Here is an 18,427-nt window from a genome sequence, read left to right as displayed (position 1 = left end):
CTCTCCCGCGCGAACAGGGACAGGCCGCGTTACTTCCCGAGCATCGACACGATGTTGTCGGTTCCCGGCGCGCCAAACGCCTGCTGCTTCAGGATGTGCAGCTGGTCGCGCACCTGCGCGGCCTTCTCGAATTCGAGATTTTTCGCGTGGTCGACCATCAGCTTCTCGAGGCGCTTGATCTCCTTGCTGATCTGCTTCTCGCTCATCGATTCGATCTTCGCGGTTTCCTTCTCGGCGTCGAGCGTCTCGCGCGCCTGCTGCGGGCTGTAGACGCCGTCGATCAGCTCCTTGATCTGCTTCTTGATGCCGCGCGGCGTGATGCCGTTGGCCTCATTAAAGGCGATCTGCTTGGCGCGGCGGCGCTCGGTTTCGCCGATCGCCAGCTGCATCGAATCGGTGATCTTGTCGGCATACAGGATCGCCATGCCGTTCAGGTTGCGCGCGGCGCGCCCGATGGTCTGGATCAGGCTGCGCTCCGACCGCAGGAAGCCTTCCTTGTCGGCGTCCAGCACCGCCACCAGCGACACCTCCGGCAAATCGAGGCCCTCGCGCAGCAGGTTGATGCCGACCAGTACATCGAAGGTGCCAAGGCGCAAGTCGCGCAGGATCTCGACCCGTTCCACCGTCTCGATATCGCTGTGCAGGTAGCGCACCTTGATGCCGTGGTCGCCCAGGTATTCGGTCAGCTGCTCGGCCATGCGCTTGGTCAGCGTCGTCACCAGCACGCGCTCGTCCTTGGCGATCCGGTCGTTAATCTCGGACATCAGGTCATCGACCTGGGTGCGGGCGGGCTTGACGATCACCAGCGGGTCGACCAGGCCGGTTGGCCGCACCACCTGCTCGACGACATTGTCGGCGTGGGTTTTCTCGTAGTCGGCCGGCGTCGCCGAGACGAAGATGGTTTGCCGCATCTTGCGTTCAAATTCTTCAAACTTGAGCGGACGGTTATCGAGCGCGGACGGCAGGCGGAAGCCGAAGTCCACCAGGTTGGTCTTGCGCGAGCGGTCGCCGTTGTACATCGCGTTGAGCTGCCCGATCAGCACGTGCGACTCGTCGAGGAACATGATGGCGTCCTTCGGCAGGTAGTCGACCAGGGTAGGGGGCGGCTCGCCCGGCATCGCGCCGGACAGATGGCGCGAGTAGTTTTCGATACCCTTGGTAAAGCCGATTTCGGCCATCATTTCCAGGTCGAAGCGGGTACGCTGTTCAAGGCGCTGCTCTTCAATCAGCTTGTTTTCGGTGCGGAAGAACTCGAGCCGGTCGCGCAGCTCGGCCTTGATGCTTTCCACCGCTTTCAGTACGGTCGAACGCTGCGTCACGTAGTGCGAACCCGGGTAGACGGTGAACCGCGGGATTTTCTGGCGCACGCGCCCGGTCAGCGGGTCGAACAGCTGCAGCGATTCGATCTCGTCGTCGAACATCTCGACGCGGATCGCCAGTTCGGCGTGCTCCGCCGGGAAAATGTCGATGGTGTCGCCGCGCACCCGGAAAGTGCCGCGGCCGAAGTCCATTTCGTTGCGCGTGTACTGCATCTGGATCAGGCGCGCGATGACGTCGCGCTGGGCGACCTTGTCCTTGGCGCGCAGGGTCAGGATCATCTTGTGGTATTCGCTCGGATTACCGATACCGTAAATCGCCGAGACGGTCGCGACGATCACCACGTCGCGCCGTTCCATCAGCGACTTGGTGCAGGACAGGCGCATCTGCTCGATATGCTCGTTGATCGACGAGTCCTTTTCGATGAACAGGTCGCGCTGCGGCACGTAGGCTTCCGGCTGGTAGTAATCGTAGTAGCTGACGAAGTATTCAACCGCGTTTTCGGGGAAAAACTCGCGGAACTCCGAGTACAGCTGCGCGGCCAGGGTTTTATTTGGCGCGAAGACAATGGCCGGGCGGCCGGCGCGGGCGATCACGTTGGCCATCGTGTAGGTCTTGCCGGAGCCGGTCACGCCGAGCAGCGTCTGGAACGACAGGCCGTCGTTGATGCCCTCGATCAGGCCCTCGATCGCGGTCGGCTGGTCGCCCGCCGGAGCGAACGGCTGGTGCAGTTTGAAGGGCGAGTCGGGGAACGCGACGACGGTCGCTTCCGGGGGGCTTACGACGGATAATTCTGCCATACGATCAGACCTTTGTTAGAATGGGACTCCGCTCGCGGCCCAATGAATATAAGGGGCGCTGTCTATACAACCAGCCGACAATCAAGTTTATCACGATGACCTCACCAGCTTCCGCCAGCATCTTCAGCGCCATCGCCATGGCCCCGCGCGACCCTATCCTGGGTATCACCGAGGCGTTCAATGCCGACACCAACCCGGGCAAGATCAACCTGGGCGTAGGCGTCTATTATGACGATAATGGCAAAGTGCCGCTGCTGGAGTGCGTACGCAAAGCCGAGGCGCTGCTGGCCGAGCAGTTCGCGCCGCGTACTTACCTGCCGATCGAAGGACTGGCCGCGTACGACAAGGCGGTTCAGGAGCTGGTATTTGGTGCCGACAGCGCGATTATTCAAGAGAAGCGCGCGGTAACCGTGCAGGCCATCGGCGGCACCGGCGCGCTGAAAATCGGCGCCGACTTCCTCGCGCGTTTCGCGCCGGGCGCCCAGGTGTATATCAGCGATCCAAGCTGGGAAAACCACCGCGCGCTGTTCGAGGGCGCCGGTTTCACCGTCAATAACTACGCTTACTATGATGCAGCCACGCGCGGCGTCAATTTCAGCGCCATGATGGCGTCGCTGCAGGCGATGCCGCGCGGTTCGGTCGTGGTGCTGCACGCGTGCTGCCATAACCCGACCGGCGCCGACCTGTCGGCTGACCAATGGGGCGATGTGATCAAGGCGGTGATCGACGGCGGCCTGATTCCTTTCCTCGACATGGCTTACCAGGGCTTCGGCGCGGGCATCGCGCAGGACGGCGCCGTAGTGTCGCGCTTTGCTGCGGCAGGCGGCCCGCTGCTGGTGTCGAACTCGTTCTCGAAGTCGTTCTCGCTGTACGGCGAGCGTGTTGGCGCACTGAGCGTTGTCGCCGCGTCGGCGGACGAGGCGGCCCGCGTGCTGTCGCAACTGAAGCGCGTTGTGCGCACCAATTATTCGAGCCCGCAGATCCACGGCGGCAAAGTGGTCGCCACCGTGCTGACCACGCCGGAACTGCGCACGCTGTGGGAGCAGGAGCTCGAAGGCATGCGCGTGCGTATCCGGGAAATGCGCACCCAGTTCGTCGCCAAGCTGAAGGAAAAAGCGCCCGGCCAGGACTTCGACTTCGTGCGCGAGCAGGTCGGCATGTTCTCGTACTCGGGCCTGACCAAGGACCAGGTCGAGATGCTGCGCAAGGAGCACTCGATCTACGCGGTGGACACGGGGCGTATCTGCGTCGCCGCGCTGAACTCGAAAAATATCGATGTCGTGATTGACGCCATCAGTAAAGTGCTCTAAAATCTTGCTTCTTTCGAGTTGTGTACGAGCACAACTTGATCGGCTTCGGAGAGTACGACGAAGGTAAGCGCAGAAAATGCCAAGCATTGACAGCGCAACCCGAGCAGTACATAATGTTGCCTCTTTTCCCTGATAGCTCAGTTGGTAGAGCGACGGACTGTTAATCCGCAGGTCCCTGGTTCGAGTCCAGGTCGGGGAGCCAGAATTTAGAAGGGCCACGTTGAAAAACGTGGCCCTTTTTGCATGTGCGGGTGTCACTCCGCGCCGCTTGCCTAGTGGCCGAATCGCGCCAGTTGCTGATCCATCCAGTTCGTCAGCAGTTGCCGCGTCATGGGCCTGGCGAACAGGTAGCCCTGCGCCAGGTCGCAGCCGATTTCCTGCAGATAGGCGTGGGTGGCGGCGTCCTCGACGCCTTCGGCGGTGGTCTTCATGCCCAGGCTGCGGCCCAGGTCGGTAATGCAGCGGATCACCGCACGCGATTCCTGCGAAGTGGCGGCGCTGGCCACGAACGAGCGGTCGATCTTGATTTCCGAGAACGGCAGGCGCACCAGTTGCAGCATCGACGAGTAGCCGGTGCCAAAATCATCCAGCGACAGCATAAAGCCATGCACGCGCAGCCGCGTGAGCAGGGTAAGCGCGGCAACCGGCTCGTCCATGGCGGCGGTCTCGGTCAGTTCAAAGATCAGCCTGGATGGACTCACGCCGCTGCGGGCGCACAGGTTGACGATGGCGTCGATCAGCTCGGGGCGGCCAAGGCTGCGCGCCGAAATATTGATCGATAAGGTCAATTCGCCCAGCCCGCCGTAGTCGGTCGACAGCTGCGCGAACCAGGGCAGGGCGTCGTGCAGCACGGCGAGCGTGATGCTGTCGATCAGGCCGGCTTCCTCGGCCAGGCAGATGAAGCGGTCGGGCGTGATCAGGCCGTGATCGGGATGCTGCCAGCGTACCAGCGCTTCCAGGCCGCTGACCCTGCCAGTGGCGCAATGGATCTTCGGCTGGTAGACCACGAACAGGTGCTTCTGGTCCAGCGCCGCCTGCAGGTCCGGCGCGGCAGGCTTGAATGCCGGCAGGTGGGCTGGCCCGAAGCCAAGCGCCATCTTGCTGGGCGTGGCATTGGTGTCGAACAGCAGCGAGCGCAGCTCGTTGAGGCGGAACGGCTTGGCCAGCATGCCGCATACATTCAGCCCGAGCTCGTTGGCCGACAGCACGGCGGCCTCCAGCACGCGCGCACCGACGCCGCTGCTGATGATGATGCACGCGCGGCAGCCTCGCTTGGCGAGCTCGCTGAGCACTTGCAGGCCATCCATGTCGGGCATCTGCAGGTCGACAAACAAATGGCTCGGCGTCCATGACTGCGTCAGGTCGAGGAATTCATGGGCATTGGTGCAGACGCGGCTTTGCGCGCCGCCGGAACTGGCGATCAGCGCGACAGTGCGGGCGATTGATTCATCGTCGTCGAGGATAAGGAGGCGGCATTCGTTCATTGCGACTCCAGTGTGTTTGCGTCAAGTGCGGCCGCGACCTTCTGCGCCATTTCGGCACGGCGGTAAGGTTTGTTCAACAGCATCACGCCGGGTGCGAGCCGGCCATGTTGGAGAATTGCATCTTGAGTATAGCCCGATGTGTACAAGATCGGCAGTGCCGGGCGGAAGGCCTGCACCGCATCGGCGAGCTGGCGGCCGCTCAGGCCGCCAGGCATGACGACATCGGTAAACAACAAGTCGATGTCGTCGCGCGAATGCAGCAGTGCCAGCGCGTCGGCGCCGCTGGCGGCCTCGATCACGCGGTAGCCCAGCTCTTTCAGTTGTCCGCAGGCGTAGGCGCGCACCATGGCATCGTCCTCGGTCACCAAGATCAGCTGGCCGTTGCCGTTTTCGATCTCTGCCGGCCGGTCGGCGGACCTGGCGGCCAGCTCGCCACCTGCCAGCCGGGGCAGGTAGATCTTGACCGTCGTGCCATGCCCAAGCTCGCTGGAAATGGCGACGTGGCCTTTTGATTGCATCACGAAGCCGTACACCATCGCAAGGCCGAGCCCGGTTCCCTTGCCCATCTGCTTGGTGGTGTAAAACGGCTCGAACACGCGCGCCAGCATATCGGGCGCGATGCCGCTGCCGCTGTCCGATACCGCCAGCATCACATAGTCGCCGGGCGTGACGCCGCTATAGTTGCTGGCATACACTTCGTCGAGGCTGGTGTTGGCGGTCTCGATGGTCAATACGCCGCCGTCCGGCATCGCGTCACGCGCGTTGATGGCGAGATTCAGCAGCGCGCTTTCCAGCTGGCCGGGATCGACCAGGGTCAGCCACAGCCCGTTCGTGCGCCGCATGGCGATCTCGATGTGGCTGCCCAGCGTGTGGCGCAGCAGCTGGTCGGTACCACCGACCAAGGCGTTGAGGTCGGCTGGCACCGGTTCCAGCGCCTGCTTGCGGGCGAAGGCGAGCAGGCGCTGGGTCATCGCCGCGCCGCGTTGGGCCGCGGCGAAGATCATGTCGGCGAGCAGATGGCCGGTGGTATCGGGCACCGCTTGCTCGACCAGCATCTCGGCATTGCCAAGAATAACCGTCAGCAGGTTGTTGAAATCGTGGGCAACGCCACCGGTCAGGCGCCCAAGGGACTCCAGCTTTTGCGCCTGGATCATTTGCTCTGCCAGCATGCGCTGCTGGGTGATGTCGCGGAAGTACACGGTCAGGCCATCCGGGGCGGGGTAGGCGTTGATCTCGAAATGCTTTTGCAGGGGCGCGAAGTATTCTTCGAACCGGACCGCGACCTGCTGCTCGACGCAGCGGTGGTATTCCGTGTCGAAGGTTGAGCCAACTGCTTCCGGGAACTTCTCCCACAAGCGTTCGCCGATCAGCTCTTCGCGTGTGACGTGGAGCAGGGCCTCGCCATGCCGGTTGATGTACACGACGTTCCATTGGCTGTCGAGTGCCAGGATGGCGTCGCCAACGCTTTCCATCGTCGCGGTCAGGCGGTCGGCCAGCGATTTGGCCTCGTGCTGCAGGCGCATCTGGTCGTCGATGTCGGTGGCGCTGCCAAACCATCTGGCCGCGCCGGTCACGCCATCGGGCACGAAGGCCGCACGGGACAGGTGCCAGCGATAGCTCCCATCGTGGCGGCGCACGCGGAAGCTCATCTCGACGGGCGCGTGCAGCGACACGGCGCGGGTCCAGGTCGCGATCATGGCGTCGCAGTCGTCCGGGTGGATCAGGCCGATCCAGCCGTTGGGCAGAAGTTGCTCGCGCGTCAAGCCAGAGTAGGCCATCATCAACTGATTGAAGTAGTCGAGCGCGCCCGACGAGTCGGCCGTCCAGACGATCATCGGCATTGCCTCGGCCAGGCTGTGCCACGATGCCAAACTCAGGCGCAATTGGGTCTCGATCGACTTCTGCTCGTTGATATCCTGGAAGGCGCCCTGGATCGCCACGATCATGGCGCGCTCGTTGCGTACGGCGCGGCCGACGCAGCGAACCCAGCGGCGATCGCCCTCGCGCGTAATGATCTGCAACTCTTCCGCGAACGGCGTGCCCTGTTCGATGCAGGCGACAACGCGCTCCCGGATGCGCGCCCGGTGTTCATCGGCGTAATAGTTGAGGCCTTGATCGAGGCTCGGCGAGAATCCTTGCGGCTCGCCGTGAATCCGCGCCACTTCGTGGGACCAGTCCACCTTGCCGCTCTGGACGTCGACGCGCCATCCGCCCAGCTTGCCAAGGTTGCCGGCCATGTCGAGCATGCGGCTGGCCGTTGCGGAGCGATCGCTCAGGCGGATCAGGAAAATCGACAGGAAGGCGCAGGTCGCGATGGCGGCCAGCGCCATGCTTCGGTGGACAACGATATAGGCATCCGGCGTGCCAGCCAGGGCCGGCGGGGAGAGCATGATGCCCAGTAGCGTCAGCAGTGCGCCGATGGCAGCGGCGATCAGGACGACGCGGTGGTTGCGCGAGAGCATCGCGAGCAAGACGGCGGGGGCGTAGCCGATGCATACGGCAAAGTCGAGCGGGGTATTCAAGTCCAGGGCGAATACCAGCGTCAGCAGCGCAAATGGGCCTGCCATTCCCACGTTGCGGCTGTGCTTGCTTGACACGATGCGACGGATGGCGTCGTCCATTGGTTTCTCGCTGAGGTCGGCGCCGATCCGGTTCGTCCCGTCGCTCAATGATTATACTTTGCAACTATAGCCATTTTGCCGACTGTCACCCAAACGGCATATTTTGCAGATTTACTCTCGCCAATTTTCCACAGGCCAGCTATAATGCGGCCTCTTTTCCCTGATAGCTCAGTTGGTAGAGCGACGGACTGTTAATCCGCAGGTCCCTGGTTCGAGTCCAGGTCGGGGAGCCAGAATGATGAAAGGGGCCACAGCAATGTGGCCCCTTTTGCGTTTGGCTAACGTGCGTCAGCCGAGCCGCCGGACTAGGGCGATCCAATACTTCCGTCGACACCCAGCGAAAAAAGCCACGCATCGCGACGTGGCCCTGGCTTGGCATTTCTGCAGAAGACTTAGTCCATGCGCTGGGGGATCGTGATCTCGTCCTTGCGCGCCTGGATTTCCTCGCCCAGCGCCACCAGGTCGAGGCCAGCCTTGCGCGCTTTCGGGAACATTTCGCCTTCTTCTTCCTCGACGTGGTGCTCGATCTGTTCGCCCAGCACTTTGACCTTGGCGTCGAACAGCTCATCTTCGGAGTCCATCGACATGATCTGTTCGATCAAATCTTTCGCCGAGGCGTGTTCCACGGTCGCCTCATCGAGCAGGTCATCTTCCTTGGTCGCGGCACGTACGGCAGGGTAGAAAATCTCTTCCTCGGCGGTTGCGTGCTTGGTCAGTTCGGTGCAGATCTGTATCGCCAGCTTTTGCTTGGTTGCATAGGCGCGGTCGCCGAGGCCTTCGTATTGTTCAAACATGGCCTTGACCTTGGCGTGGTCTTCGGTCAATAGTGCGATCGCGTCCATCTCGGTCGAAGTCGGGATCTGCTTGTTGCCTGCTTTGGTGGTCGTCGCGTTCGTGCGCATGATTACTCCTGGAAATTTAGCAAATGGATGGTGCGAGGATTGACTTTGTCCCTGCAAAACGATCCCGTCTGTGCGTTATTGAACATGGACGCCATCGCCGATAGTTACTCCGCACGATTGCTTGCACTTGAAAAATAATCGTGATGTAGAATTCACATGGTGCAACAATTTCACGTTGCATGGCATAGACACGAAGACAACAATGATTGATGAATCCTGTTCCTGTTCGATCCTGCTGATCGACGATCAACCTTACGCGCAGGACTTCATCGGCCATTGCCTGGAGGGCTGCGCGGACATCGCGTTGCGTTATGACCCGCGTGCCGAGTGCGCGGTCGAGCTTGCGCGGGAGGTCAGGGCGACCGTCGTGCTGGTCGACTTGCGGATGCCGGGGACCGATGGATTCGATGTCATTACGCTACTGCGCTCGCATCCCGATACCGAACACCTGCCAGTGATCCTGTTGTCGTCCGAAGAGGATGCCGAGATCAAGGCGAAAGCCTTTGCTACCGGCGCCAACGACTACCTGGTCAAGTGGCCCGACCCACGCGAGCTGGTGGCGCGCGTGCGCTACCACAGCGCCGCATTTATCGCGCGCTGCCAGCGCGACGAAGCCTTCGTATCGCTACGGCGCAGCCAGGCAGAGCTGGCGGCCAGCCAGTCCGCCCTGCACCAGGCCCAGAAAATGGAAGCGATCGGACAGCTGACGGGCGGCGTGGCGCACGACTTTAATAACGTCTTGCAGATCATTGGCGGTAACCTCCAGCTGCTTAAACTGCTGGGCGGCGTCAGCGACAGCGCGCGTGCGCGCATCGACGTCGCGCTGTCCGGCGTCGAGCGCGGCGCCAAGCTGTCGGCCCACCTGCTGGCATTCGCGCGGCGCCAGCCGCTGCAGGCGGTGGTGGTCAACCCGGGCGCGGTGCTCCTCAGCATGGACGAGATGATGCGGCGCGTGCTCGGTCCGCGCTCGAACATCCTCACCGATATCCAGGACGGCCTGTGGAGTACCACGGTCGATCCGAGCCAGCTCAATAACGTGATCCTCAATCTGGCCATCAACGCGCGCGACGCGATGGTCGACGGCGGAACCCTGACCATCCGGGCCGCTAACGTCAACGCCAGCTCGCCTGACCTGTCCGAGGTGGGTAACGCCGATTATGTGATGATCGAAGTGGCCGACACCGGCCGCGGCATGCCGCCGGCCGTTTTGCAGCGTGCCTTCGAGCCCTTCTTCACGACCAAGCCGACCGGCCAGGGAACAGGCCTCGGCCTGTCGATGGCGTATGGATTCGTCAAGCAGTCGGGCGGCGAGATCATTCTCAAGAGCGAGCCGGGCGAGGGCACCAGCGTCAAGATCTTCCTGCTCAAGAGCGCGACAGAACCGGTGGCCGATGAAGAAAGCGCGCCGGTCCCGCTGGTGGGCGGTGTCGAAACCATCCTGGTGGTCGAGGACGAAACCGATGTGCGCAACAGCACCGTTGAATTGCTCTCGGCACTGGGCTACCAAGTGTTTCAGGCTGAAGACGCCGCCGCGGCGATCGCATTGGTCGACAGCGGCGCGCATGTGGACCTGGTGTTTTCAGACGTGATCATGCCCGGCAAGGTCAGTGCGCTGGAGATGGGAGAGGCCGTGATGGCGCGCCTGCCGGGAGTGCAGGTACTCTATACGTCCGGCTATGCGGAGGGCGTCCTGACCCATGAAGGCAAGCTTGATCCAGGCGTAAACCTGCTTCAAAAGCCCTACAGCGCCGATGTTCTCAGTTCGCGCATTCGCCACTTGCTGCGCCGCCGCCGGCAGCAGCAGGCCGCCAACGAGCCGCAAGCAAACCACCAGGCTTAACTTCCGGCCTGAGTCGGCAAGGAAGTTCCTGGTTTTGGCTGGCATCGCCGTTCCATCCTCGGAGCGGGCAAATCCTGTGTCGGCTAACCTGCCTTGGCGACAAGTTGAGCCGCCGGCCTGCGCTTACTCGCCGCGCGGCTTGGTGTAGCGGTACGAACCAGGGGGCGGCTCGTTGAGCACGGCCCAGAAGATCCCGAGGTCGGCAATCGCACGCACAAACTCGGTGAAGTCGACCGGCTTGACCACGTACGCGTTCACACCCAGCTCATAGCTGCGCAGCAGGTCCTGCTCTTCCTTCGACGACGTCAGCATGACGACCGGCGTGCTTTTCAGGCCGTTGGTGGTGCGGATCTCGCGCAGCACTTCCAGGCCGTCGACCTTCGGCAGCTTCAGGTCGAGCAGCACCACCGCCGGATTGCCGGCCTGGCGGTTTGCGTATTCGCCTCGGCACATCAGGTAGTCGAGCGCCTCGGCGCCATCGCGCACGATGATCACCTCGTTGGCGAGCTGGCTCTTTTCGAGCGCGATCAGCGTCAGTTCGAGGTCGTTGGGATTGTCTTCAACGAGAAGAATGGGCTTTAACATGGTCTTGCCTTAGACAGGTAGTTCTTTAGGAATGCTGAATGAGAAGGTGGCGCCCTGGCCCGCTACCGAGCTGGCCCAGGCCTTGCCGCCGTGGCGTTCAACGATGCGGCGCACGTTGGCCAGGCCAATGCCGGTGCCCTGGAAGTCTTCCATCCGGTGCAGGCGCTGGAACACGCCGAACAGCTTGTGGACATAATCCATGTTGAAGCCGGCGCCGTTGTCCTCGATGTGGAACACGTTTTCATGCGGATGGCGTTCGGCCCGGATGCGGATGATCGCCGATTCCTTCTGGCTGGTGAATTTCACCGCGTTCGACAGCAGGTTGTACACGGCCAGCTGGATGAAGGAGGCGTCGGCGCGCACCTCGGGCAGGTCTTCCACCTCCCAGCGCAGGTCGCGGCCATGCGTGTCGCCCGCCAGCTTCTCGATACAGCCGTGAACCAGGTCGTTCATGCTGATGGTGCTGGGGCGCAGTGCCGCGCGGCCCATTTGCGAAAAGCTCAACAGGTCGTCGACCAGCTTGCCGGCGAGGCGCGCCGATTCCTTGATGTTCTTCAGGAAGCGGTGGCGCTTTTCCAGGTCTTCGTTGCTGGCCGATTCGAGCAGCAGGTCGGAGAAGCCGACGATGTGGCGCAGCGGCGCGCGCAGGTCGTGCGATACCGAATACGAAAACGCTTCGAGTTCCTTGTTGGCGCGGCCCAGCTCTTCCGCCAGTTCGGCCATCTGCTCGGCGCGTTCCAGCGCGATCCCCAGCAGGGCGGTGCGGAATTCGAGCGCCAGTTCCAGTTCGCCCTTGTGCCATGGGATGCTGGTGCCGGTGATGGTCTCTCGCCAGCTTGAAAAACTGGTTCGCGGGGTGAGCTGGTCAAGCGGGCCGGCGCCTTCTTTCGCATGCGGGTTGCCGGCCCAGTCGATCGTATGGATCACCTCGGGGCGGAACCAGATCAGGTAGTGCTTGTGGATGCGCGAGATCGGCAGCGCAAGGATGCCGCTGGCGTTGCGCGTGATGTCGGCGCCGCCCGGGTACCCCGCGGCCAGCTGGTCGGTGTGGAACACGTCGCCGTGGGCCCGGATCGACAGCCAGCCGACCAATTCGCGGATCTGTTCATCGCTCGGCGTGTCGCCATAGGTAAGCAGGCGGTCGTCAACGACGATCGCGACGCCGCTGGCTCGGGCGAACGTCAGCAGCGCGGGGAACACGCTTGTCATGTTGTCGATGAAGTCGGCGCCTTGCGTCAGGCCGCCCAGCATCGACACCATGATGCGGCGCAGGTCGAGCCGGAACTGCAGTTCGCTTGCGTCCTCGCGCGATTCGATCGACAGCGCGAGGATCTGGCCCAGCTGCTCGCAGGCGGTACGGCGCTCGAAGGCGACCGGGCTAGGGGTCTCGTTGTGGCACGAGATCAGCCCCCACAGCTTGCCTTTGACGATCAGCGATACCGACATCGAGGCCAGCGTCTTCATGTTGCGCATGTACTGCAGATGGATCGGCGACACGCTGCGCAGGGCGGCGAACGACAGGTCGTTGGGTGCGCCGGTAACAGGATTGATCGCCGGGACCAGGCGCGCCGGCGTATAGTTGGCGTCGTGGATCAGGCGGATGCGGTTCAGCGTGTACAGCTCGCGCGCCTGACGCGGAATATCCGACGCCGGGAAACGCTGGCCGAGGTAAGAGTGATAGCCGTCGGCGAGGCTTTCGGCGATCACATGGCCATGGCCGTCGTGGTCGAAGTGGTACACCATCACGCGGCCGTAGCCCGTCACCGCGCGGATTTCGTCCGCGGCCAGCGCGCTCATCGCATCGGTGCTGACGGTGTTGTTCAACTTGAGCAGGAACTCGCCGACCAGCGGGTAGAGGTTGCGGAAGTCGGCCGAGGCGCGCCGCTCGACGCTCTCGAATTCGAGCATCAGCACGCCGTCATAGCGATGCGCCAGCACGTCGAAGTAGCAGGTCTCGCTGATGCAGACAGTGCCCAGGTAAAGCGGTCGTTCGAGCACCCGGGTGGCGGCCAGTTCGGTCACGACCAGCGCGGCCGCAGTGTCGCCGATGACGCGTGCCAGCGGCAGGCCGACTGCGCCCGCTGCGGCGCTGCCGATGTGCTGCGCGAGGTTTTCGCTGGCCTGAAGAACGGTCAGGTCTTCCGCCAGGGACAGGGCGAAGCCGTGCGGCTGAATGCTGCCCGGGGTGCGGATTGGTTCACTGTCGCAGGTGGACAGGTCGAGAACGTTCGTGTCAGAAGTTGCGGCCTGGGTCATGTCGATTCGGGACGCACGCGCGCGTCCGGAAGTGCAAAATTGCGGAAAAGGGATTTTACTTCAAAGCTTTGGAGTACACGCAATTTTGCCACCCTTATCAGGGGCGATTTTTACATTATTTATGATTTTAATTGCACTGGTGCAATCGACAGGGCAGGGTGTTGTTTCATTGGAAAGATATGAGGCTGGATTGCCGCTGATTGTGAATACACGGCGCGGGCCGCATTGCCGGATGCGCGATGGTGCCGTGGCCGGGGGGCAGCGTTTCGGGTATCCTTTCAAGCCCGGCACATCAACGCTGGCGCTGTATGTCGACCAGCCGGCGCGCTTCGTCGACGCGGTCGGCGCCGCGCTTGCGCGCCAGCTTCCGAGATACGCCTGAATCATGCCGCTGCATTTGCATACACCCCTGTTTGAATCGGGCGCGATGGCCGCCCGCGATGGCCAGCAAGTCTGGCTGAAGATGGAATCGATGCAGCCGCCGGGGTCTTTCAAGATCCGCGGGATCGGCTTCGCATGCGAAGAATATGTGCGGCGCGGCGCCAGGCGCTTTATCTGTTCGTCCGGCGGCAACGCCGGCATTGCCGCCGCGTATGCGGGCCGCAGGCTTGGCGTGCCAGTTGTCGTTGTCGTGCCCGAGACCACGACTGAACGCGCCAGGGAGCTGATCTGCCGCGAAAACGCGCAGGTCATCGTGCATGGCGCCTCGTTCCAGGAAGCGAATGCGCTGGCGCAGTCGATGGTGACCGAGGCCGACGCGTTCATTCATCCGTTCGACGATCCGCTGCTGTGGCAGGGACACGCCAGCATGATCGACGAAGTGGCGGCGGCGGGGCTCAAACCCGATGCGGTCGTCCTGTCGGTCGGGGGCGGTGGCCTGCTGTGCGGCGTGGTCGAGGGCCTGCGCCGCAATGGCTGGAACGACGTGCCGGTGGTGGCGGTGGAGACGGCCGGCGCCGATTCGTTTGCCCAGTCGCTGGCGGCGGGAGAGCGCGTCGAGCTGACCGGCATTACCAGCATCGCCACCTCGCTCGGGGCGCGCAAGGTTGCGCAGCAGGCGTTCGCCTTCGCGCAGCAGCATCCGGTACGCAGCGTTGTCGTGTCGGACTCTGATGCGGTGCGGGCGTGCCTGCGGTTCATGGACGATCAGCGGGTGGTGGTGGAGCCGGCCTGCGGCGCGTCGCTGGCGGTGGCATATGACGCTGCGCGGTCGCTGATCGATTACCGTACGGTGCTGGTGATTGTTTGCGGCGGCGTCACCGCCACGGTGGGACAGCTACAGAAGTGGGCCGACAGCTTCGGCGGAGCGTCATCCGCCGATTGAGCGTCACTGCGGCTGGTCCGCCTGATCGAGCCCCGCACCGCCGGTCGAGGTCGACGCCAACTGCGCGTCATCCAGGCTTCCCGGCGGCATGCGCGGCGCTTGCCACACCACGTAGTCATCCACGGAATACAGCTTGCAGTCCTGGCCGCTGTTCTTGGCGCAGGTGGCCAGCGCGCGCATCTCCGGCGCTTCTCCTTCCTCGGCCCAGCACCACGCGCCATTCGGCGACACGGCAAACGCGCGCGGCGTCATCTTGTTCAGGTATTCGCGGTACGCCGCACGTCCGGCCTCCGTCAGGTAAGGCACCGCGTCTATGTCATCGACCGCCGCGAAATCGGTCTTCGGCACTTGCGGCGCATCGACAATGCTGAACACTTCCCTGGTCGGCATGCCGATCTCCTGCAGGAAGCGCTCGGTATCCGGCCACCACACTTTTTCGCCGTCGCGGCTTGCGATCATGCCGTGCGAGTCGCGCTTGAACGGGCCGAACGCGATCAGCCTGGCCTGGCCGCCGGAACGCACAAACGCATCGTGCATCCGCGCCGCCAGATTGGGGCCGAATAGCGAGTCGTTAAACCCATACATCCACAGGCTGGCGATCTTGTTGTTGGCGCCGTAGTTGGCGAACGCGTTAACCAGTTCGCCGCGCCAGTCGCAGCCGTCGCCGTCGTCGCGCAGGCCGCCCGCGATGTTAATCAGGCCGCGCACGCCGTCGATCGCTTCGGTGCCCAGTGCCACCGTGGCGAGGCCGCCATAGGACTGGCCTGCGACGACGATGCGGTCATCGTCGATCCATTTCTGTTTGCGCGCGTAGGTGATGGTGGCCTTGATGTCGTTGGCCTGGCCGTAGCCGTTGGCGCGCATGTCGCAGCCGTGGTCGATGTAGGTACCCGAGGAATTGGAGAAGCCGCGCCGCATCGGCACCATCACCGCGTAGCCGCGCTTGACGAAGGCGGTCGCCATGAAGATGAAGCGGTCGCGTGCCTGCAGGCGCGGGTCGCCCGGCTCCTTGCCGTGATTGATGATCAAGAGCGGGAACGGTCCGTCGCCGTTTGGCCGGAACACGGTGGTCTGCAGCTGCACGTCGCCGCGCGCGCCGGCCGGGACCATGATGACTTGTTCGTTGAGACGGTAATCGAGCGGTAGCACTTGCTCAATCGCCAGAAGCGGCGTCAGCGAGAAGCAGGCGACGACGACGGTGGCGAGCCTGCGGGCAGCGTTGCGAAAACGAAATGTGGCGGTAACGATATCAGGCTCCCGGTGGATCGGATTGCCAATTGGAATGTAATGATTCTAGGCATGCGAATTTTGCTGAGCAATACCGGATTGATAAGTTCGGGCACTGAATTGCGAATTTTTTTCGGATTCTTTGCGCTTTGTTGTTTGCCTTGCAGTGCTCGATTTGCAAGGCTGTAAACGATGCAACGCGGCGCGCCACAAGCGTCGCTTCTTTTACAATTTTCAAACGATTAACGACTGCACAGGGGAGGGGACCATGATCAGGATTGGCGTGATTGTCGGAAGCACACGGCCCGGCCGGAAAGCACTGGACGTCGCGAACTGGGTCATGGAGATTGCCAGCCTGCGTTCGGACGCCGCGTATGAATTGGTCGATATCCAGGACTTCAACCTGCCCTTGCTGGACGAACCAGTGCCGCCGTCGATGGGGCAGTATTCAAAGCCGCACACGATCGCCTGGGCCGCAAAAATCGCGGCCTACGACGGCTTTGTATTCGTCACGCCGGAGTACAACCATGGAACCTCGGGCGCGCTCAAGAACGCGATCGATTTTTTGTTCGCCGAATGGAACAACAAGGCTGCGGGCTTCGTCGGCTACGGCAGCGCCGGCGGCGCGCGCGCGGTGGAGAGCCTGCGGCTGGTGATGGGCGAGCTAAAAATTGCTGACGTGCGCACGCAGGTGATGCTGTCGCTGTTTTCGGACTTCGAGAACTACGCCACCTTCAAGCCGGGCCAGCATCACGAAAAATCGGTAACGACGATGCTTGATGAACTTGTATCGTGGAGCGGCGCGCTGAAAACCGTGCGCGAGCGGGTAGAGGCAGGGGTGCCGGGTTGATATAATCGGGCACCTGCCACGCCGGTCACTTTTGCCGGCCCATCCGATGCCCGAACTGCTCCCAATTAAACGCGCGATGTGCGCGGCTTGCCTGCGACCCGCCAAAACCTGCATCTGCCCTCTGGCAATGCCGGTCGCGTCCGACGTGTCGGTGCTGGTGCTGCAGCACCCGCTTGAGGTCGCCAACGCCAAGGGCAGCGCGCGTCTCTTGCACCTGTGCCTGCCCGGCAGCACGATCGCGGTGGGCGAGGTCTTCGACGAGCGCGCGCTGGAGGCGCTGTTGCACGCCGGTGGCAGGCAGCCGGTGCTGCTGTATCCGGACATGCCGGGCGAGCGCGCGCTTGGACTGGCGCCGCCGCCAGGCTTCGCCACGGTGCGCCACCTTGCGCCATCCGGGCTCAGGCTGGTGGTACTCGACGGCACCTGGCGCAAGAGCCGCAAGATGCTGTACCTGAACCGGCTGCTGCAAAATCTTCCGCGCCTGCCGCTGACCGGCGCGCCGCCGTCGCTGTACCGTATCCGCAAGGCGCATGCTCCCGACCAGCTGTCGACGCTCGAGGCGGCAACTTACGCCCTGATGCAGCTGGAGGGGCGCGTCGGCCATTTCCAGCCGATCCTTGACGCATTCGACGCGTTTGTGGACCAATACGCCACAGTCGCCGCGCACGCTTGAAAAGCGCTTGAAGCAGGCGTAAAATACTGTATAAATGTACAGTATCAAGGTGCTGCCATGGCTGGTCACGACGAAAATTGCGAAGAGCACGTAATGCTTCCTCCGCGGCCCCTCGCGGCGCGCAAGGGGCGTGGCGCCGTGTCGAACCTGCAAGGACGCTACGAGGTCAACGGTCGCGAATCGTTTGACGATGGCTGGACGCATGACGACGAGGACGGTGAGCCAGCGCCGTTCAAGACCCAGGTGACGGACGAGTTCGCAAAAACCATTCTCAGCCGTAATGCCTCGCCCGACATTCCGTTCAACGTGTCGCTCAATCCATACCGCGGGTGCGAGCACGGTTGCATCTACTGTTTCGCGCGTCCAACGCATAGTTATCTGGGACTCTCGCCAGGGCTTGACTTCGAAACCCGCATCTTCGCCAAGGTCAACGCGCCGGACCTGCTGCGCCACGCGCTGTCCAGGCCGTCGTACGTGCCCGAGCCAATTGCGATCGGCGTCAATACCGACGCCTACCAGCCGTGCGAGCGCGACTATAAAATCACGCGCCGCGTGCTGGAGGTGCTTAGCGAGTGCGCGCACCCTGCGGCGCTGATCACCAAAAATTCGCTGATCGAGCGCGACATCGACCTGCTCGCGCCGATGGCCGCGCGCAACCAGGCGATCGCCGCCATTACCCTGACCACGCTCGACCCCGCCATATCGCGCACGCTCGAACCGCGTGCGGCGGCGCCCGCACGGCGCCTGCGCACGATCCGCACGCTGGCCGAGGCCGGCATTCCGGTGCGCGTCAGCGTCGCGCCGGTCATCCCGTTCGTCACCGAGCCCGAGCTGGAGCGGGTGCTGGAAGCGGCGCGCGAGGCGGGCGCCTTGAGCGCCCATTACGTCGTGCTGCGATTGCCATGGGAAGTCAATCCGCTCTTCCACGAATGGCTGCAGGCGCACTTTCCCGACCGTGCGCAGCGCGTCATGAACCGGGTCCGCGAAATGCGCGGCGGCAAGGACTACGACAGCGACTTCAGCCAGCGCATGCACGGGGAGGGCGTGTGGGCCGACCTGATTCGCCAGCGTTTCGAGAAGGCCGTCAAGCGGCTGGGGATGAACCTGAGCAGCGGGAGGTTCGCCGAACTCGATGCGTCACGCTTCCGGCGCCCGCTGGTGGTGCCCGCGGCGGCCGGAAAGCAGAACGGCAACGCGACCGGGCAGCTTGACCTGTTCGCGTAACAACGATGATGCCG

At 63.0% G+C, this 18,427-nt stretch carries 14 protein-coding genes and 2 tRNA genes; 9 read left to right on the top strand and 7 right to left on the bottom strand.

Translation table 11 applies throughout. The annotated features are described in order from the left end of the window. Positions 1 to 29: 29 nt before the first annotated feature. The gene (uvrB, locus tag I4X03_RS13960; protein ID WP_223468843.1) at positions 30 to 2,117 is read right to left on the bottom strand and encodes an excinuclease ABC subunit UvrB; all 2,088 of its coding nucleotides are present in this window, start codon (positions 2,115 to 2,117) and stop codon (positions 30 to 32) included. Positions 2,118 to 2,212: 95 nt separating this feature from the next. Between uvrB and I4X03_RS13955 the strand changes: the two genes are divergently transcribed. Together I4X03_RS13955 and I4X03_RS13950 are read left to right on the top strand one after the other, a co-directional pair. After that, on the top strand, positions 2,213 to 3,427 hold the full coding sequence (locus I4X03_RS13955) for an amino acid aminotransferase (RefSeq protein WP_223468842.1): 1,215 nt from the start codon (positions 2,213 to 2,215) through the stop codon (positions 3,425 to 3,427). Positions 3,428 to 3,553: 126 nt separating this feature from the next. Then, positions 3,554 to 3,629, top strand: a tRNA-Asn gene (locus I4X03_RS13950). A gap of 70 nt (positions 3,630 to 3,699) precedes the next feature. On the opposite strand, the gene I4X03_RS13945 is transcribed toward I4X03_RS13950, so the two are convergent. Together I4X03_RS13945 and I4X03_RS13940 are read right to left on the bottom strand one after the other, a co-directional pair. Beyond that, positions 3,700 to 4,911 (bottom strand): EAL domain-containing response regulator, encoded by a 1,212-nt coding sequence (locus tag I4X03_RS13945; protein WP_223468841.1) that lies wholly within the window; start codon positions 4,909 to 4,911, stop codon positions 3,700 to 3,702. Beyond that, entirely contained in the window at positions 4,908 to 7,580 is a 2,673-nt protein-coding gene (locus I4X03_RS13940; RefSeq protein WP_223468840.1) for a PAS domain S-box protein, read from the bottom strand. Before I4X03_RS13940 ends, I4X03_RS13945 begins: the two co-directional genes overlap by 4 nt. 109 nt (positions 7,581 to 7,689) lie before the next feature. On the opposite strand from I4X03_RS13940, the gene I4X03_RS13935 reads away from it, so the two are divergent. Then, positions 7,690 to 7,765 (top strand) — tRNA-Asn (locus I4X03_RS13935). Positions 7,766 to 7,924: 159 nt separating this feature from the next. Here I4X03_RS13935 and I4X03_RS13930 read toward each other — a convergent pair. Further along, positions 7,925 to 8,434, bottom strand: a complete 510-nt coding sequence (locus I4X03_RS13930) for a hemerythrin domain-containing protein (RefSeq protein WP_223468839.1) — start codon at positions 8,432 to 8,434, stop codon at positions 7,925 to 7,927. Positions 8,435 to 8,636: 202 nt separating this feature from the next. On the opposite strand from I4X03_RS13930, the gene I4X03_RS13925 reads away from it, so the two are divergent. Then, complete coding sequence (locus tag I4X03_RS13925) at positions 8,637 to 10,274, top strand: response regulator (RefSeq protein WP_223468838.1); 1,638 nt, start codon at positions 8,637 to 8,639, stop codon at positions 10,272 to 10,274. Positions 10,275 to 10,397: 123 nt separating this feature from the next. On the opposite strand, the gene I4X03_RS13920 is transcribed toward I4X03_RS13925, so the two are convergent. Both I4X03_RS13920 and I4X03_RS13915 read right to left on the bottom strand, forming a co-directional pair. Next, a complete protein-coding gene (locus I4X03_RS13920) occupies positions 10,398 to 10,859 on the bottom strand; it encodes a response regulator (RefSeq protein ID WP_223468837.1) in 462 nt (153 codons plus the stop codon). Between the two features lie 9 nt (positions 10,860 to 10,868). Then, a complete protein-coding gene (locus tag I4X03_RS13915) occupies positions 10,869 to 13,115 on the bottom strand; it encodes an ATP-binding protein (protein WP_223468836.1) in 2,247 nt (748 codons plus the stop codon). On the opposite strand from I4X03_RS13915, the gene I4X03_RS13910 reads away from it, so the two are divergent. Together I4X03_RS13910 and I4X03_RS13905 are read left to right on the top strand one after the other, a co-directional pair. Continuing rightward, the gene (locus I4X03_RS13910; protein ID WP_223468835.1) at positions 13,114 to 13,497 is read left to right on the top strand and encodes a hypothetical protein; all 384 of its coding nucleotides are present in this window, start codon (positions 13,114 to 13,116) and stop codon (positions 13,495 to 13,497) included. The two genes, I4X03_RS13915 and I4X03_RS13910, sit on opposite strands and share 2 nt — an antisense overlap. 3 nt (positions 13,498 to 13,500) lie before the next feature. Then, positions 13,501 to 14,439 (top strand): pyridoxal-phosphate dependent enzyme, encoded by a 939-nt coding sequence (locus I4X03_RS13905; protein WP_223468834.1) that lies wholly within the window; start codon positions 13,501 to 13,503, stop codon positions 14,437 to 14,439. 3 nt (positions 14,440 to 14,442) lie between these two features. Here I4X03_RS13905 and I4X03_RS13900 read toward each other — a convergent pair whose 3' ends face one another. Beyond that, positions 14,443 to 15,588: an alpha/beta hydrolase family protein gene (locus tag I4X03_RS13900; RefSeq protein ID WP_223468833.1), complete on the bottom strand. Its 1,146-nt coding sequence runs from the start codon at positions 15,586 to 15,588 to the stop codon at positions 14,443 to 14,445. Positions 15,589 to 15,934: 346 nt separating this feature from the next. Here I4X03_RS13900 and I4X03_RS13895 point away from each other — a divergent pair, with 346 nt between their 5' ends. From I4X03_RS13895 to I4X03_RS13885, 3 genes are all read left to right on the top strand, one after another. Then, entirely contained in the window at positions 15,935 to 16,516 is a 582-nt protein-coding gene (locus tag I4X03_RS13895) for an NADPH-dependent FMN reductase (RefSeq protein WP_223468832.1), read from the top strand. 46 nt (positions 16,517 to 16,562) lie between these two features. After that, a complete protein-coding gene (locus I4X03_RS13890; protein ID WP_223468831.1) occupies positions 16,563 to 17,189 on the top strand; it encodes a tRNA-uridine aminocarboxypropyltransferase in 627 nt (208 codons plus the stop codon). Between the two features lie 93 nt (positions 17,190 to 17,282). Next, entirely contained in the window at positions 17,283 to 18,413 is a 1,131-nt protein-coding gene (locus I4X03_RS13885) for a PA0069 family radical SAM protein (protein WP_223468830.1), read from the top strand. Positions 18,414 to 18,427: the final 14 nt, after the last annotated feature.

This window comes from Massilia soli (genome assembly GCF_016809835.1).
Lineage (GTDB): Bacteria > Pseudomonadota > Gammaproteobacteria > Burkholderiales > Burkholderiaceae_D > Telluria_A > Telluria_A soli.
Note: the sequence above shows the minus strand (reverse complement) of the source record. Positions and strands in the feature narration are given on the sequence as shown.

Coding starts and splice junctions, on each gene's coding strand:
- uvrB (WP_223468843.1), bottom strand. CDS start 2,117: ATGGCAGAATTATCCGTCGTAAGCCCCCCGGAAGCGACCGTCGTCGCG.
- I4X03_RS13955 (WP_223468842.1), top strand. CDS start 2,213: ATGACCTCACCAGCTTCCGCCAGCATCTTCAGCGCCATCGCCATGGCC.
- I4X03_RS13945 (WP_223468841.1), bottom strand. CDS start 4,911: ATGAACGAATGCCGCCTCCTTATCCTCGACGACGATGAATCAATCGCC.
- I4X03_RS13930 (WP_223468839.1), bottom strand. CDS start 8,434: ATGCGCACGAACGCGACGACCACCAAAGCAGGCAACAAGCAGATCCCG.
- I4X03_RS13925 (WP_223468838.1), top strand. CDS start 8,637: ATGATTGATGAATCCTGTTCCTGTTCGATCCTGCTGATCGACGATCAA.
- I4X03_RS13920 (WP_223468837.1), bottom strand. CDS start 10,859: ATGTTAAAGCCCATTCTTCTCGTTGAAGACAATCCCAACGACCTCGAA.
- I4X03_RS13910 (WP_223468835.1), top strand. CDS start 13,114: ATGTCGATTCGGGACGCACGCGCGCGTCCGGAAGTGCAAAATTGCGGA.
- I4X03_RS13915 (WP_223468836.1), bottom strand. CDS start 13,115: ATGACCCAGGCCGCAACTTCTGACACGAACGTTCTCGACCTGTCCACC.
- I4X03_RS13905 (WP_223468834.1), top strand. CDS start 13,501: ATGCCGCTGCATTTGCATACACCCCTGTTTGAATCGGGCGCGATGGCC.
- I4X03_RS13895 (WP_223468832.1), top strand. CDS start 15,935: ATGATCAGGATTGGCGTGATTGTCGGAAGCACACGGCCCGGCCGGAAA.
- I4X03_RS13890 (WP_223468831.1), top strand. CDS start 16,563: ATGCCCGAACTGCTCCCAATTAAACGCGCGATGTGCGCGGCTTGCCTG.
- I4X03_RS13885 (WP_223468830.1), top strand. CDS start 17,283: ATGCTTCCTCCGCGGCCCCTCGCGGCGCGCAAGGGGCGTGGCGCCGTG.